Genomic DNA, 15,450 nt, shown 5'->3' on the forward strand with positions numbered 1-15,450 from the left:
GCTTTCCGGCTGACCCGGTGAACGGTCCGGCAGCGTAATGTCATTGTCCCTTCCGGACGCCGGGACGTACCGGTCCGGACGCTGCGGCGATGAGGCGACATGCGGACATCACGATGGTTGTCGATACCGGTCCTCTGCGTGCTCCTGCTGATCACCCCTGGGCCACCGGCGGCCGCGGCCGCCACCCCGGCCGATCTGGCGGTCCGGTTGCAGGCGCTGCTCGGGCAGCACTCGGTGCTCGCCGCGGACGTGATGCGCAGCCGGATCCGCGGGGACGACGACTTCGTCCAGGCGGCGAACACGGCGCTCGGCCGCAACACCGACGCGATGACCGGGCTGATGGTCCAGCTCTTCGGCGAGGACATGGTCAACACGTTCAGTCCGATGTGGGCCGCGCACGTGGTCGACCTGGTGGCCTACGCGAGCGCGGTGGCGGCCCGTGACGACGCCGCCCGCCGGCACGCGCACGAGGAGTTGAGCGGGTCCGAGGAGGAGCTGAGCGAATTCATCGCCGGTTCGTCGCGGGGGCGGCTCGCGCCGGCGGACGCTCATCACGCGCTCGCGATGCACGTCGAGCACCTCACGTCGCAGGTGGACGCCTATGCGGACGGGGACTATCCGACCGCCGACCGGGTCAACCGGGAGGCCTATCAGCACATGTACGACCTCGGGCTGGTGGTGGCCGACGCGCTGCTGCCGGCCGCGGACCGGCCGACGTTGCGCGAGCCTGTCTGGCGGCTGCGCTCCCAGCTCGGCAAGCTGTTCGCCGAGCACGTGATCCTGATCAGCGGCGTCACCCGGGCGGCGGTCGCGGACACACCGGACTTCGACGCCGCGGCTCGCATGATCAACACAAACACGCGGGACCTGACGAAGGCGATGGACAGCATGTTCGGCACCGCGGCGGCACGGCGGTTCCAGAAGCTGTGGGGCTTCCACGTGGAGCAGCTGGTGGCGTACAGCGGGGCGATCGCGGCGGGCGACGAGCAGCGGCGGGAATCGGCGCGGGCGGCGCTGACCGGCTACGAACGGGAGATGGCCGAGTTCCTGAGCGGGGCCACCGAGACGCGGATGCCGGCCGCGGAGCTGTCGGCGGTGCTCGCCGGGCACGACGGCATGCTGGTGCGGCACGCGGACGCCTACGCGAAGCGGGACTACGTGACGGCCCACGACATCGCCTACGAGACGTACGAGCACGGGTTCGAGATGGCCCGGCAGCTGGCGGACGCGTTCGGCGAGACGGTGGCCGAGCGGCTGCCGCGGGGCGGGGCGCAGACCGGGCACGGCGGCCTCGCCGGTGGCCCCGTGTGGTCGACCGGACCGGTGTGGTCCGTGAGCGGTGGACGCTGAGCATGCGCGGCGTCCGGGTGGCCCTGCTCGTCCTGCTGGCGGCGGGTGGCCTGGCCGGACTGGGTGGGGCCCAGCCGCCCGCCCGGCCGGGACCGGTGCAGGCCGGGACGCCGGTTTCCGGGCCGGTGGCCGCCGACGGCTTCCAGTCGGTGAGCGACTTCGACGAGGTGGCCGAGCCGGTGCGGGTGCGGATCCCGGAACTTCGGGTGCGCAGCCGCCTGGACCGGCTCGGGCGGCAACCGGACGGCGCAGTCGCGGTGCCGGCGGACCCGGGCGTGGCCGGGTGGTACTCCGCCGGGCCCCGCCCGGGACAGGCCGGCCCGGCGGTGATCCTCGGGCACGTCGACTCGCGGACCGGGCCGGGCGTCTTCGCGCAGCTGGCGGGCGCGCCGGCCGGGACGCTGGTGCACGTGGACCGGGCGGACGGCAGCACGGTGACGTTCCGGATCGGGCTGATCTCACGGGTGCCGAAGGACGAGTTCCCGACCGACCTGGTCTATGCGCCGACCTTGGACGTGGCGTTGCGGCTGGTCACCTGCGGTGGCGGTTTCGATCGGAGCAGAGGGAGCTATCGGGACAATGTCATCGCGTACGCCGACCCGGTCTAGCCTCGCGGCGGTCGTCGTGGCGCTCGCGCTGCCGGCGCCGGTGCCGCTTCCGGTTGCTGCCGCCATGGTGGCAGGCGGGGAGACGACGATCGTCGTCGACCTCGGCGCCGGCCCGCCGCCGTCCGACGGCTCCCCGTCCGCCCCGGGGACGGCGACCGTGACCGTCGACGGTGCCGCGCGGCCCGCCCGGCTGGAGCCGGTGGTGGCCGACGGGCTCGCGGTCGTGCTGGTCGTCGACGCCTCGACGGCCGGCGCCACCACCTTGCCCGCCTGGCTCAGCGCCGCCGCCCGGTTCATCCTCGACGCGCCGGCCGGGACCCGATCCGTGGTCGTTCCGGACCGGGCGCCGGTCACCGCGCTGACCGAGCCGCAGCGCGGGCCCTTCGGCGTGGTCCGGGCCCTGCACTCGGTCCGGGCGGGCGGCGAGCGGGACACCGCCGCCGCGCTGGACCTGGCGTCCCGGCAGTTCCCCGGGGTCGCGCCGGGCCGCCGGGTCGTGGTGCTCTACACGACCGCGGTGGATGCGGGCGGCCCGGAACCGGACCAACTGGCCGCTCAGCTGCGGGGGAGCGGGACGATCCTGGTCGTGGTCGGCGCGGCGGCCTCGGCCGGGTTCTGGCCGGCCGCCGCCACCGGCACCGGCGGCTTCTTCGCGCCCGCCGGTGACCCGGTGGTGGTGCCCGCGCTGGACCAGGTGGAGACCACCCTGCGCGGGCGGCACCTGGTGCGGTTCCCGACCCCGGGCGATCTGCCGGCCCGCGTCGTGGTGCGGGTGGAGACCGAGGAGCTGGCCTATTCCGGGACGGCCCTGGTGGAGTCCCCGACCGCGGACCCGGGGCCGGCCCGGGTGTGGTGGGCCGTGCTCGCCGCCGGCCTGATCGTGCTGGCCGGGCTGCTGGTCGCGGTCCGGGCGCGGCGTGCCGCCCGTCGCCCGGCAGCGCCACTCGATCTGGATGCGCTGCCGGCTCCGGTGACGCTTCCGGCGGCGCTCCCGGTGGCCGAGCGGCCGGGCGAGTTCCGTGCCGGACCGCGCTCGCCGCACCCGATGAAGCCACCCGCCACCGGCCGGGCAGCGGTGCCGCCCGGCCCGTGACGGGCGCTCCACTCTCGCCGGGTCAGCGCAGCGGCATGTCCAGGTAGGACCCGCCGCCGATGGTGATCGAGTCACCGGCGGCGTTCTCGTCGTAGTAGAGCGGGTCGACGGTGTCCACCACCAGCGTCAGCGAATGTCCGGCCGGCACGTCGTAGGCGGTGGCGGGCAGCGTGAGGTCGACGTCGCGGGACCCGCCCAGCCAGGTCACCGGCGCGTGGGTGATCAGCTTGGCGTTTCCGGCCGCGTCCAGGTCGTAGAGGTAGGCCACCACGGTGCCGGTGGGCGCGGTCCCGGAGAGCTCCAGATGCAGTCTCGCGGAACCGCGGATCTTCTGCGCCGTGGACCGGCGCTCGGCGGCCCAGACCCCGGCCCGGCCCCGGTCCACGAACGGCAGCCAGATCCGCGGCTGCTCGCCGGTGATCGCGGCGGCCCCGTTGGTGATCAGCACGACCCCGCCGGCGGCCACCGTGTCCCGGTCGGTGGGGATCGTCTTCGTCCAGCCCGCGGACGCCTCGCCGCCGAGCAGGCCGGTCCCGTCCAGCGCCCGGATCTTCCCGAGGCCGTGCCGGCGGGTGGTCCCGGCGAGCGCGGACCAGTCCGGGTACGTCTCGACCGGGGCGTTCAGCGGCTTGATCCGCACCGGGGCGCCGGTCGTCCCGGTGCCGGCCAGGTGCTGGTCGAGCCAGGAGTAGAGGCTGGTCCAGACGTCGTTGGGCAGGCCCAGCACGCCGGTCAGCTCGGCGATCGCGTGGTCGCCGGGGCGCAGCTCGAGGCGTTTCGGCGTGGTCAGCCGGCCGTAGAAGTCGACCAGCTGGTTCGGCGGGAAGAACGTGTCACCCCAGCCGTTGGCGATCAGCACGGCCGGCCGGTTGGCGTTGATCCGGTCCAGATAGGTGGCCGCGGAGCGCACCCTCGCCCAGCTCATCACCTCGGCGACGTCGCGGTTGGCGTTGAAGTCGGCCATCTTGTCGGTGAGGTCGGCGCTCGGCTTGCCGACGAGCTTCGCGGCCAGCTCGAGCAGGCCGGCCGACTGGCGGTGCCGGGTGTCGTCGCCGTAGAGCGAGTAGACCAGGTCGGTCCAGCCGCTGAGCACCCCGACGACCCGGATCCGGGGGTCGAAGGCGGCGCCGAGCAGGCTGATCCCGGCCCCGTACGAGATGCCGGCCGCCCCGATCCGGCCCGGGTCGGCGGCGGTGTTCGCGATCGTCCAGTCCAGCACCCGGGACAGGTCGGCCATGTCCTTCGGCCCGGCGGTGTCGATCTCGCCACCGGACAGCCACCAGCCGCGGGGCGTGTAGGAGACGACCACGTAGCCGCGCCCGGCGAGCACTCTGGCCTGGGCGAGGTACTCCAGGTCGTTGAGCCCCCAGCTGGCCGGCAGGACCACCGCGGGATGGGGGCCCGCGGCGGCCGGGGCGATCACGTTCGCCTTGAGTCGTACGCCGCCGTCGCCGGTGATGTCGACGGCCCGGAACCCGGTGACGGCGACGGCCCGAGCCGCGGTGGGGGGTGCGGCGGCCTCGGCCGGCACGGCCAGGAAGGTTGTCATCAAAATGGCGATGAGCAGGGGGAACCAACGATGAGGCGCCATGCGCCCTCCTCGGGTGGGGATGGTGTGGCGGCAGCGTAGGAATCGGTTCCGAGAATTTGAAGATGGTGACTTTCTCGTTACCGACTAGTAACGTGACTCGTCGGTAGTAAGGGGGTGCCGGGTGCTGTACGGGACACCGACCGCGCGTCGCCGGGATGCTCAGCGCAACCGCGCGGCCATCCTCGAGGCGGCCGGTGAGGTGCTCGCCGGCGGCGGCGCCGTCGCCCTGATGCCGGCGGTCGCCCGCCGCGCCGGCGTCGGCCAGGCCACCCTCTACCGGCACTTCACCGATCGGCAGGCTCTGGTCGCGGCCGTGGTCACCGATCAACTGGAGCGCCTGGAAGCCTTGGTGGCGGCGCACGCCGACCGCCCCGAGGAGTTCCGCCGCCTGCTCTGCGAGGTGCTGCACACCCAGATCGCCATGCGCAACCTGATCGGCCTGGTCCGCCGCCTCGACCGGGTCACCCAGGAGCGTTACCGGCAGCGGGTGATCGCGGCGGTCGCCACTCCGATGCGGTTCGCGCGGGAGCGCGGTTACGTCCGGGCCGACCTGGTGCCCGAGGATCTCGCGCTGCTCTTCGCGATGGTCCAGGGTGTCGCCGAGGACACCGGCGACGTGGCCGCGGCCCGCGCCGCTGCTGACCGCGCTGTCGACCTGATGCTCGACGGGGTCTTCCGCGGCTGACGGCACGCCCGGCCGGGCCCCGTGGGAATGACTCACAGCTTTCCTGGGTAGCGTTGGACCTTCGCATCTTTTCTCAGCGAAGGAGTTGATCTCCGCCGTGGGCGGATACGGGTGGCAAGTCGTCCTCGTCGTAGTGCTTGTGCTGCTCAACGCGGCTTTCTCGGGAAGCGAGATGGCGCTCATCTCGCTGCGCGAGAGCCAGTTGCAGAGGCTGGAGCGGCAGTCGCGCACCGGCCGGACGCTCGCCAAGCTGGCCCGGGACCCGAACCGGTTCCTGGCCACCATTCAGATCGGCATCACGCTGGCCGGCTTCCTGGCCTCGGCCGCCGCGGCCACCACGCTGGCCCAGCCGCTGATCGAGCCGCTGAGTGGCGTGCTCGGCACGGCCGCCGAGCCGGTCGCGATCCTGCTGATCACCATCGTCCTGACGTTCTTCACGCTGGTCGTCGGCGAGCTGGCGCCGAAACGGGTCGCCATGCAGCGCGCCGAGGGCTGGGCCATGCTGATGGCCCGCCCGCTGGACATCCTCTCCACGCTGTCCCGGCCGGTGATCTGGCTGCTGGGCAAGTCCACCGACCTGGTGGTCCGGCTCGCCGGCGGTGACCCCGACGCGGGCCGCGAGGAGGTCAGCACCGAGGAGATCCGCGACATGGTCGCGCAGCAGCAGGACATCACCGCGGAGCAGCGGACCATCATCTCCGGCGCCTTCGAGATCGCCGACCGGATCCTGCGGGAGATCCTGGTCCCGCGCCGGGACGTGCTGGTGCTGCCGGCCGACATGCTCGCGCCCGACGCCCTCGACCTGCTCGTCTCCGACGGGCACTCCCGTGCCCCGGTGACCGGGCCGATGGGCCTGGACGACGTGCTCGGCGTGGTGCACCTGCGCGACCTGATCGGCGCCAAGGGCCCGGTCCGGGACCACATGTACACCCCGCTGTTCCTTCCGGAGACGCTGAAGGTCTCCGACGCGATGCGGCAGCTGCGGGTCCAGCGCCAGCAGTTCGCCATGGTGGTGGACGAGCGCGGCGCGATCGACGGCATCGTGACCATGGAGGACCTGGTCGAGGAGGTCGTCGGCGAGATCTACGACGAGACCGACCGGGACGTGCAGTCGGTGATCCGCGAGGACGACGGCGCGATGCTGCTGCCCGGCACCTTCCCGATCCACGACCTGCCGGACATCGGGGTCGACATCGAGGAGCTGGACGCGGGGGACTACACGACCGTCGCGGGCCTGGTGCTGGCGCGCCTGGGTCACATCCCGACCGGGCCCGGCGAGATCGTGACGATCGACGGGCACACCGCCGAGGTGGTGGAGGTCACCGGGCGGGCGATCACCAAGCTCCGGCTCCGGCCGCTCGCCGAGCAGCCGGCCGAGGAGGAGGACGCTCAGGTCTGACCCGCCGGCCCAGCTGATCAGGCGCGCAGGACGTCCTCGGCCGCGTCGAGGACGGCCTCGCGCAGCCGCTCCGCCGGCGCCTCCGGCATGACGATCGTGCAGTCGCCCAGACCGCCGATCGCCATCTGCGCCCGGGTCAGCCGGGCCAGCGTCGGCTCGGGGCCGACCAGCAGCGTCACCATCTGCTGCCGCCACCGGCCCATCGCCGCGGCCAGGTCGACCATCGCGAGCACGCTCGGGTCGCGCATGATCATCGCGGTGACGTCCCGGTGCCGGTACACCACGTCGAAGTAGGCCCCGAGCAGCTCCCGCGCGCCGGTTCCCGGCCCGAACCGGGCCAGCACCGCCTCGACGTCGTCGATCAGCGGCTGGACCAGGCTGCGGACCAGGTCCTCCCGGGACGCGAAGTGGTAATAGAGCGCCGGTTTGGTGACGCCGACCCGCTCGGCGATCTCCCGCAGGCTGACCTGCCGCACGCCCCGGGCCGCGATCAGCTCCAGGGCCGCCGCGCGGATCCGGTCGGCGGTCTCGCTGGTTCTGGGTCTCGGCACATCGCAACTCTAGGCCTTGACAACCCAGCGTTTACTTACCGGTAGATCAACGAACCGGAGGAGGGTGCCATGCACGCTGTGATCTCCGGCGCCGGCATCGCCGGGCCGGTGCTTGCCCACTGGCTGACGCGGTACGGGTGGGACGTCACCGTCGTCGAGCGGACCCCGGAGCTGCGAGCCGGCGACGGTGGGCACCCGGTCGACCTGTTCGGCCCGGCCGTCGACGTCATCGAGCGGATGGGCCTGCTGGCGGAGGTGCGGGCGGCCCGCACCCCGAACGACACCATCACGCTGTTCCGTCCCGGCCGGAAGCCGCCCGTCACGCTCGCCACCGCGGTCCTGGCCACCGGCATCTCCGGCCGGCACGTCGAGATCATGCGCGGCACCCTGGCCGGGCTGCTGCACGAGGCGACCCGGGACCACGCCGACTACCGGTTCGGGACCGTGATCGAGCGGCTCGACGGCGGGGTCGCGGCGCTCTCCGACGGCAGCACGATCAGCGCCGACCTGGTCGTCGGCGCGGACGGCCTGCACTCCGGGGTGCGGTCGCTGGCCTTCGGCCCGGAGCGGGATCACCGGCACTTCCTCGGGGCGTACCTGGCCGTCTACACGCTGCCGGACGTGCTCGGCACCGGACCGACCGTCGCCGCGTTCACCGCCCCGGACCGGGCCGCCACGGTCTATCCCACTGCCGTCCCCGGCCTGTCCCGGGCGCTCTTCCTCGTCCGGACCCCGCGGGAGGTGCCGTACGACCGGGCCGACCCGCGCCCGGTCCTGCGTGACCTGATCGGCGACGGCTTCGGCGCCCGGCTCGATCCGGTGCTGGCCCATCTGGACACCGCGGACGACCTCTACTTCGACGGCATCTCGCAGATCCGGATGCCGAGCTGGTCGCGGGGCCGGGTCACGCTGGTCGGCGACGCGGGGTACGGCCCCGGCCCGGCCGTCGGTGGCGGCACCAGCCTGGCCACGGCCGGAGCTTATGTGCTGGCGTCCGAACTGGGCGCCGGAGGTGACGTTCCCGGCGCGCTGGCCCGGTACGAGGCGGTGATGCGCGAGCCGGTCCGGCACGGCCACCGGATCGGGCCGGCCGTGCTCGGCTCGATCGTCCCGCGCGGCCGTGCCCAGATCTGGCTGGCCGCCCAGGTGATGCGCGCGCTGCCGCACCTGCCGGCCCGGGCCCGGGCGCGGCTCACCTCGTTCGGCGGCGGCCCGGCCGCGATGCTCGACGGCCTGCGTCTCAGCGACGCCCCACCACCCGCTGACACCGTGTGAACTTGAGGCGCGTATCGCACCCGAACTTCACACACTGGTTGTTACCGCGGGTGACAGTGTGTGAGGTTGGGGCTCGGATCGCACCCGAACTTCACACGCTGGGGTGTGTGGTGTCCTTCGGGGGACGGTGACCTGCGCCTCAACCGGGCCGAAACGGAAATTTATCGGGATTCTTCCGGAATGCGATCGGGTACCGTGGCGTCGACGGTTACCGGCAGAAACGAGTCCCCACCATGCAGCTCGCCACCTCGGACTGGGGCCTCTGGCATCCGTTCGACCCGGCCGGCGAGGCGGAGCGGGTGGAGCTCAAAGTGATGATCCCGGAACGGGCCGGCCGGTCACTCGGCCGGGGCGCCGGTCACGTCCGGGTCCGGCAGGTCTACTTCCTGGAGACGGCTGACCTGGCGCTCTCCCGGCACGGCCTGGTCGTCCGGATCCGCAGCACCTCGGCCCACCCGGACGACGTCGTGGTGAAGCTGCGCCCGATGGAGGCGCGGACCGTGCCGCGCTGGCTGCGCCGCGCCGACCTGGACGTGGAGATCGATGCGCTGCCCGGGCACCGGGTCTGCTCCGGCGCCCTGAAGGTGCGCCTGGGCCGGCGGGCCGTGGCCCGGTCGATCGCCTCCGGGCGGCCGCTCACCGAGCTCCTCTCCGCCCACCAGCGGCGGATGATCGCGGCGTACGGCCCGGACGACCTCGATCTGGACGAGCTGCGGGTGTTCGGCCCGGTGCAGGTCAAGAAGCACCGGGTGCGGCCGCACGGGCTGGGCCGGCCGCTGACCGCCGAGCGCTGGACGTACCCGGACGGCTCCACGCTGGTGGAACTCTCCACGCGTTGCGCCGCGGCCCGGGCGCCCGAGGTCGCCGCGCGGATGTCGGCCGTCCTGCACGCGCACCGGGTGGTGCCGGACTTGCGTCAGCGGACCAAGACCGAGATGACGCTGCGGTACTTCAGCGGTTCCTGAGGCGATGACCGGCGGACGGCACGCGGTGAACCGGTGATGCCCTTCGGCGCGGGGCCGGACGGGACACGGCTGCCGGCCGCGCTCTCCCGTGGCCGCCGGATCGCCGGCCTGCTGACCGTGCTGGCCGGGCTGCCGCTGCTGACGATGCTGCTCGTCGCGGTCGACCCGCCTCTGATCAACGACATCCTGTTCTTCCTGGTCGCCGTCGTGGGGGTGGCGCTGGTCGGCGGCCTGGGGCCGGCCCTGATCGCCGCGGTCGGCGGGTTCCTGCTGCTCAACTGGTTCTTCACCCCGCCGTACGGCCGGTTCGCCATCGCCGAGGGACACAACCTGCTGGCGCTGGCCATCTTCGTCGTGGTCGGCGTCGCGGTCAGCTGGGTGGTGGACACCGCCGCCCGCCGGACCCGGCAGGCGGCGCAGGCGTCCGCCGAGGCCCGGATGCTCGCGATGGTGGCCGGTGGCGTGCTGCGCGGCGAGCGGCCCCTGCTGGCCCTGCTCGATCAGCTCCGCGAGACGTTCGGCCTGGAGTCGGTGGCGCTGCGGGAGAACGGGACGACGGTCGCCCAGGTGGGCACGCCCGGCCCGGACCCGGCCGGCACGGTCCAGAGTGTCCGGGCCGACGAGGAGGTGCTGGTCCTGCTGCGTGGTCGCCCGCTGAGCGTGTCGGACCGGCGGGTGGTGGAGGCGTTCGCGGCGCAGGCGGCGGTGGCGCTGCGGCAGGAGCGGCTGGCGGCCGAGGCCGCCGCGGCGCGACCTCTGGCCGAGGCGGATCGGTTGCGCACCGCTCTGCTCGCGGCGGTGAGTCATGACCTGCGTACGCCGTTGGCGTCCGCGAAGGCGGCGGTGGCGAGTCTGCGCAGCACCGAGGTGGACTTCGGTGCGGAGGACCGGGCCGAACTGCTGGCCACGGCGGACGAGTCGCTGGAGCGGCTGGACCGGCTGGTCGCGAACCTGCTGGACATGAGCCGTCTGCAGGCGGGCGCGCTGGGGGTGGCCGCGATCGAGGTGGGCGCCGAGGAGGTCGTACCCCGGGCGCTTGATGATCTTGGCCCGGAGGGTCGCCGGGTCGCTGTGCGGGTGCCGGACGACCTGCCGATGTTGCACGCCGATCCGGGCCTGCTGGAGCGGGTGCTGGTGAACGTGATCGCGAACGCGTTGCGGTACAGCCCGGCGGACCGGCCGCCGGCGATCACCGGCAGCAGCCGCGGTGACACGGTCGAGCTGCGGATCATCGATCACGGGCCGGGGATCCCGGTGGACCGCTGGGACGACGTGTTCCTGCCGTTCCAGCGCCTCGGCGACCGGGACAACCACACCGGCGTCGGTCTGGGCCTGGCGCTGTCCCGCGGTCTGACCGAGGCGATGGGTGGCAGCCTCACCCCGGAGGAGACCCCGGGCGGCGGTCTGACCATGATCCTCGCGTTGCCGGCCGTCGCCGGCGTCCCGGCGGGCCCGGCATGACCCGCATCCTCGTGGTCGACGACGAGCCGCAGATCGTCCGTGCACTGCGGATCAACCTCAAGGCCCGGGGGTACGACGTGGACACCGCACCGGACGGTGCGGCGGCCCTGCACCTGGCCGAGCAGCACCCTCCGGACCTGGTCGTGCTCGACCTCGGACTGCCCGACATGGAGGGCGCCGAGGTGATCGGCGGACTGCGCGGCTGGACCGACGTGCCGATCATCGTGCTCTCCGGGCGGGCCGGCAGCGCCGACAAGGTGACCGCCCTGGACGCCGGGGCCGACGACTACGTGACCAAGCCGTTCGGCGTCGACGAGCTGCTGGCCCGGATCCGCGCGGTCACCCGGCGGGGCCGGCAGGCGGACGAGGCGGTGCCGGCGGTGCAGATCGGCGCGCACACCGTCGACCTGACGGAACGGTCGGTCTCGGGGGACGTGCGGCTCACCCCGACCGAGTGGCAGCTGCTGGAGCACCTGCTGCGGCACCCGGGCAAACTGATCACCCAGCGCGAGCTGCTGCACGAGGTCTGGGGCCCGCGGTACCGGACCGAGACCAACTACCTGCGCCAGTACATGGCCCGGCTGCGCCGCAAGCTGGAGGAGGACCCGGCCCGGCCGCGGCACCTGCTCACCGAGCCCGGCATGGGCTACCGCTTCCGCCCTTAAAGTTCCGATCCCCGCCGCCGATGTGGGTGGTGTCGATCAGCGGGTGTGAGGAGAGAAGCGTGCGGTTGTTCGGTTCACGTCAGGCGAGCCCCGAGGCCGCCCGGCCGATGCCCCGCGACGTCGAGGCTCTGGAGCAGCTGGTGCTCGCCCTGGACGCGGCGACCGACGAGAACAGCGCCTGGCGGATCACCGTGGAGAGCATGGTCCGGTCGCACGGATTCGGCTACGGCGCCGTCTGGATCCCGGAGCGCGCCGGCCAGTTGCGCCTGGCCCACGAGGCCGGCGCGCTCACTCCGCAGCTGAAGGCCGTCACCGGTGGCACCCTGCCCCTCGACGCCGGGCTGGTCGGCAAGGCGTACCGGTCCCGCCAGGCGGTCTACGCCGAGTCCGCCGAGGAATGCACCGAGTGCCGGCGCTGCCAGACGGCCCTGAAGGCCGGGATGGTCGCCGCAGTCGTGCTGCCGGTGACCAAGGGCAACGAGGTGCACGCCATCCTCGAGTACTACTCCGCCCAGCCGCTCTACCTGGACGCGCCGCGGCGGGAGAAGTTCGGTGCGATCGCGCGGGTCGCCGAGCGCGCCCGGGAGTCCGCGGTCGCCGCCGCCGAGCTGCGCCAGGTCGCCGACGACCGGTCGGCCGTCACCGAGGTGGTCACCCGGCTCGGCACCGCGGCGGACAGCAAGGCCGCGATCCGGACCGCCCTGGACAGCGTGCGCACCGCGTTCGGCTGGGCGTACGGCTCGTACTGGGAAGTGGACCCGGACGAGAACGTGCTCAAGTTCGCCATCGAGTCCGGGTCGGCCGGCGAGGAGTTCCGCCGGGTCACCCTGGCCGCCACCTTCGCCGAGGGCGTCGGCCTGTCCGGCCGGGCCTGGCGGGCGCGGGACCTGGTCTTCGTCCGTGAGCTGGCCGAGGTGACCGACTGCGTGCGGGCGCCCGCGGCCGGGCGGGCCGGCGTCCGCTCCGGCGTCTGCTTCCCGATCCTCAGCGGCGACCAGGTCGTCGGCACCATGGACTTCTTCACCACCGAATACATCGACCTCTCCGAGTCGCGGGCCGCCGCGCTGCGCAACGTGCAGCAGCTGGTCTCGCAGCGCCTCGACGTGATGCGCGGCCACGAGCGGGCCACCGCCAACGCCCGGGCGCTGCTGGACACCGTCGAACGGCTGCGCAGCGCCAGCGGCGACGCCACCTCGGTCGCCGAGCAGGCGGTCGACCGCGCCTCGGCGATGACCACCGAGGTCGCCGCGCTCGGTCAGGCGTCGGCCGCGATCGGCGACGTCATCAAGATCATTTCTTCGATCGCCGAGCAGACCAACCTGCTCGCGCTGAACGCCACCATCGAGGCCGCCCGGGCCGGCGAGAGCGGCAAGGGCTTCGCGGTGGTCGCCGGTGAGGTCAAGGAACTGGCCCGGGAGACCGCCGAGGCCACCCAGAAGGTCGCCGAGCAGATCGCCGGCATCCAGGCCAGCGCCGAGACGGTGGCCGCCGGCATCCACACCACGAGCGAGACGATCGGCAGGATGGACAGCGTCCAGAACCGGATGAACGAGGTGCTGGCCGAGCAGGCCGAGATGGCGCGCGCCCTGCAGGGCTGACCCGTCCGATCGAACATGCGTTTCAATCCCCCTGCGATGACCCGCGGTGCGCCATGATGACGTGGGTCACACAACGGAGGGAACAGCTATGAGCGGAGTTCGATTGCTCGTCGGCACCCGCAAGGGCGCCTTCATCCTCACCTCGGACGGCCGGCGGCAGAACTGGACGGTCGACGGGCCGCACTTCAGCGGCTGGGAGATCTACCACATGAACGCCTCGCCGGCCGACCCCGACCGGATCTGGGCCTCCCAGTCCGGCGGCTGGTTCGGCCAGCTGATCCAGCGCTCCGACGACGGCGGGAAGACCTGGGAGCAGGTCGACCACGACTTCGTCTACGAAGCCCCGGTCGGCGACCACCTGTGGTACGACGGGACGCCGCGCCCGTGGGAGTTCAAGCGCATCTGGCACCTGGAGCCGTCCCGGACCGACCCGGACGTCGTCTATGCCGGCGCCGAGGACGCGGCGCTCTACAAATCCACCGACGGCGGGCAGAAATGGGTGGAGCTGGCCGGGCTGCGGACCCACCCGTCCGCCCCGAAATGGCAGCCCGGCGCCGGGGGCATGTGCCTGCACACGATCATCCTGGACCCGGTCGACCCGGACCGGATCTACGTCGCGATCTCGGCGGCCGGCGCGTTCCGCACCGACGACGGCGGCGTCACCTGGCAGCCGATCAACCGTGGGCTTGTCTCCGACGGCATCGCCGAACCGGGCGCCGACGTCGGGCACTGCGTGCACCGGCTGGCCATGCACCCGTCCCGCCCCGGGACGCTGTTCATGCAGAAACACTGGGACGTCATGCGGACCGACGACGCCGGGGAGAACTGGCGGGAGATCAGCGGAAACCTGCCGACCGACTTCGGGTTCCCGATCGCGGTGCACGCGCACGAGCCGGAGACGCTCTACGTCGTACCCGTCACCAGCGACTCCCTGCACTACGTGATGGACGGCAAGCTGCGGGTCTACCGCAGCCGGACCGGTGGCGAGCAGTGGGAACCGCTGACCGTCGGGCTCCCGCAGGAACACTGCTATGTGAACGTGCTGCGCGACGCGATGGCGGTGGACACCCTCGACTCGTGCGGAATCTACTTCGGCACCAGCGGCGGGCAGGTCTACGGGTCCGCGGACAGCGGCGACACATGGCAGGCGATCGTCCGGGACCTGCCGCCGGTGTGCTCGGTGGAAGCCCAGGTACTGCCGTGATCCGGGTCATCCTCCCGCCGCACCTGCGCACCCTCGCCCAGGTGAGTGGAGAGGTGCGGGTCGAGGTCGGCGACGAGGTCACCCAGCGGTCGGTGCTCGACGCGGTCGAGGACCGGTTCCCGATGCTGCGCGGCACCATGCGCGACCGGCGGACCGGGCAGCGGCGGCCGCTGGTCCGGTTCTTCGCCTGCGAGGAGGACCTGTCCAACGAGCCGCCGGACGCTCCGCTGCCGGACCGGGTGGCCAAGGGCGAGGAGCCCTACCTGATCGTCGGAGCGATGGCCGGGGGCTGAGCCGCGAACGACTCGGCGACCGGGGGTCACCCGGCCGCCGAGGAGGGCCCGCTCAGCGGGTCGAGCCCGGCATGGTCGTCGAGGCGTCGGCAGCCGCGGAGTTGTTCGCGGTGGCGTCGCCCGTCGTGGAGTTGCTGGTCGCGGCGTTGGCGTCAGTGGCCGCGGTGTTGTCGCTGTTCGCGGCGTCGCCGGCCGTGGCGTTGGTGTTGTTCGTCGCGGCGTCGCCGGCCGTGGCGTTGGTGTTGTTCGTCGTGCTGTCGCCGGCCGTGGCGTCAGCGTTGTTCGCCGCGGTGTCGTTGTTCTCGTTGCCGGTGGCGACGGTCAGGGTGTCGGCAGTGCCGGGAGCCGCGGGGGCGTCCGTGCCGGCGTCGCCGCCGGGGCCAGCCGGGGCGGGCAGCGTCGCGTCAGCCGGTGCGTTGTCGGCGGGCGCGGCGGCGTCCGGTGCAACCGCGTCCGGCGCAGGAGCGGCGTCCGGCGCAGGAGCGGCCGGAGCATCCACGGGCGCGGGTGCGGCGTCGTCGGTGGGCGCCGGCTGAGCCGGGGTGTCCACGGGTGCTGTGGTGTCCGCGGGCGCCGGAGTGCCGGCGTCACCCGGGGCCGGCGCGGTCGCGTCCGGAGCGGGAGCGGTGGTCGGCGGCGTCTGGCCTGCGTTGGGCGTCTGGCCTGCGTTGGGCGTCTGGCCTGCGTTGGGCGTCTGGCCTGCGTTGGGCGT

The 15,450-nt window shown here is 73.1% G+C and carries 13 protein-coding genes and 2 pseudogenes; 12 read left to right on the forward strand and 3 right to left on the reverse strand.

Annotated features, from left to right (window positions below; translation table 11 throughout):
- Positions 1-99 precede the first annotated feature (99 nt).
- The 3 genes from AC0NH5_RS21640 to AC0NH5_RS21650 are packed head-to-tail and all read left to right on the forward strand — an operon-like array spanning position 100 to position 3,051.
- Positions 100-1,350, forward strand: coding sequence for a hypothetical protein (locus tag AC0NH5_RS21640; protein WP_474406591.1), 1,251 nt, complete (start codon positions 100-102; stop codon positions 1,348-1,350).
- On the forward strand, positions 1,308-1,958 hold the full coding sequence (locus tag AC0NH5_RS21645) for a class F sortase (protein ID WP_474406593.1): 651 nt from the start codon (positions 1,308-1,310) through the stop codon (positions 1,956-1,958). The genes AC0NH5_RS21640 and AC0NH5_RS21645 overlap by 43 nt, the downstream gene beginning before the upstream one ends.
- On the forward strand, positions 1,930-3,051 hold the full coding sequence (locus tag AC0NH5_RS21650; protein WP_474406595.1) for a vWA domain-containing protein: 1,122 nt from the start codon (positions 1,930-1,932) through the stop codon (positions 3,049-3,051). The genes AC0NH5_RS21645 and AC0NH5_RS21650 overlap by 29 nt, the downstream gene beginning before the upstream one ends.
- Before the next feature lie 22 nt (positions 3,052-3,073).
- On the opposite strand, the gene AC0NH5_RS21655 is transcribed toward AC0NH5_RS21650, so the two are convergent.
- Positions 3,074-4,642 carry a CocE/NonD family hydrolase gene (locus tag AC0NH5_RS21655; RefSeq protein WP_474406597.1) on the reverse strand — a complete coding sequence of 523 codons (1,569 nt, stop codon included), beginning with the start codon at positions 4,640-4,642 and terminating at the stop codon, positions 3,074-3,076.
- 121 nt (positions 4,643-4,763) lie between these two features.
- On the opposite strand from AC0NH5_RS21655, the gene AC0NH5_RS21660 reads away from it, so the two are divergent.
- Together AC0NH5_RS21660 and AC0NH5_RS21665 are read left to right on the forward strand one after the other, a co-directional pair.
- Positions 4,764-5,327 (forward strand): TetR family transcriptional regulator, encoded by a 564-nt coding sequence (locus tag AC0NH5_RS21660; RefSeq protein WP_474406600.1) that lies wholly within the window; start codon positions 4,764-4,766, stop codon positions 5,325-5,327.
- A 97-nt stretch (positions 5,328-5,424) separates the two neighbouring features.
- Complete coding sequence (locus AC0NH5_RS21665; RefSeq protein WP_474406602.1) at positions 5,425-6,726, forward strand: hemolysin family protein; 1,302 nt, start codon at positions 5,425-5,427, stop codon at positions 6,724-6,726.
- A 17-nt stretch (positions 6,727-6,743) separates the two neighbouring features.
- On the opposite strand, the gene AC0NH5_RS21670 is transcribed toward AC0NH5_RS21665, so the two are convergent.
- Positions 6,744-7,277, reverse strand: a complete 534-nt coding sequence (locus tag AC0NH5_RS21670) for a TetR/AcrR family transcriptional regulator (RefSeq protein ID WP_474406604.1) — start codon at positions 7,275-7,277, stop codon at positions 6,744-6,746.
- Positions 7,278-7,346: 69 nt separating this feature from the next.
- Between AC0NH5_RS21670 and AC0NH5_RS21675 the strand changes: the two genes are divergently transcribed.
- From AC0NH5_RS21675 to AC0NH5_RS21705, 7 genes and pseudogenes are all read left to right on the forward strand, one after another.
- Positions 7,347-8,552, forward strand: coding sequence for an FAD-dependent monooxygenase (locus AC0NH5_RS21675; protein ID WP_474406606.1), 1,206 nt, complete (start codon positions 7,347-7,349; stop codon positions 8,550-8,552).
- Between the two features lie 233 nt (positions 8,553-8,785).
- Positions 8,786-9,517 (forward strand): hypothetical protein, encoded by a 732-nt coding sequence (locus AC0NH5_RS21680; protein WP_474406608.1) that lies wholly within the window; start codon positions 8,786-8,788, stop codon positions 9,515-9,517.
- Positions 9,518-9,562: 45 nt separating this feature from the next.
- Positions 9,563-10,978: pseudogene (locus AC0NH5_RS21685) on the forward strand (sensor histidine kinase); the annotation flags it as partial.
- On the forward strand, positions 10,975-11,643 hold the full coding sequence (locus AC0NH5_RS21690) for a response regulator (protein ID WP_474406611.1): 669 nt from the start codon (positions 10,975-10,977) through the stop codon (positions 11,641-11,643). The pseudogene AC0NH5_RS21685 and the gene AC0NH5_RS21690, both read left to right, overlap by 4 nt.
- A 59-nt stretch (positions 11,644-11,702) precedes the next feature.
- Entirely contained in the window at positions 11,703-13,241 is a 1,539-nt protein-coding gene (locus tag AC0NH5_RS21695; RefSeq protein ID WP_474406614.1) for a methyl-accepting chemotaxis protein, read from the forward strand.
- Positions 13,242-13,329: 88 nt separating this feature from the next.
- Complete coding sequence (locus AC0NH5_RS21700) at positions 13,330-14,445, forward strand: WD40/YVTN/BNR-like repeat-containing protein (RefSeq protein ID WP_474406616.1); 1,116 nt, start codon at positions 13,330-13,332, stop codon at positions 14,443-14,445.
- Entirely contained in the window at positions 14,442-14,738 is a 297-nt protein-coding gene (locus AC0NH5_RS21705) for a MoaD/ThiS family protein (RefSeq protein ID WP_474406619.1), read from the forward strand. The genes AC0NH5_RS21700 and AC0NH5_RS21705 overlap by 4 nt, the downstream gene beginning before the upstream one ends.
- Before the next feature lie 52 nt (positions 14,739-14,790).
- Here AC0NH5_RS21705 and AC0NH5_RS21710 read toward each other — a convergent pair.
- A pseudogene (locus AC0NH5_RS21710) lies at positions 14,791-15,450 on the reverse strand (hypothetical protein); the annotation flags it as partial.

It is taken from the genome of Actinoplanes sp. 13, assembly GCF_056134165.1.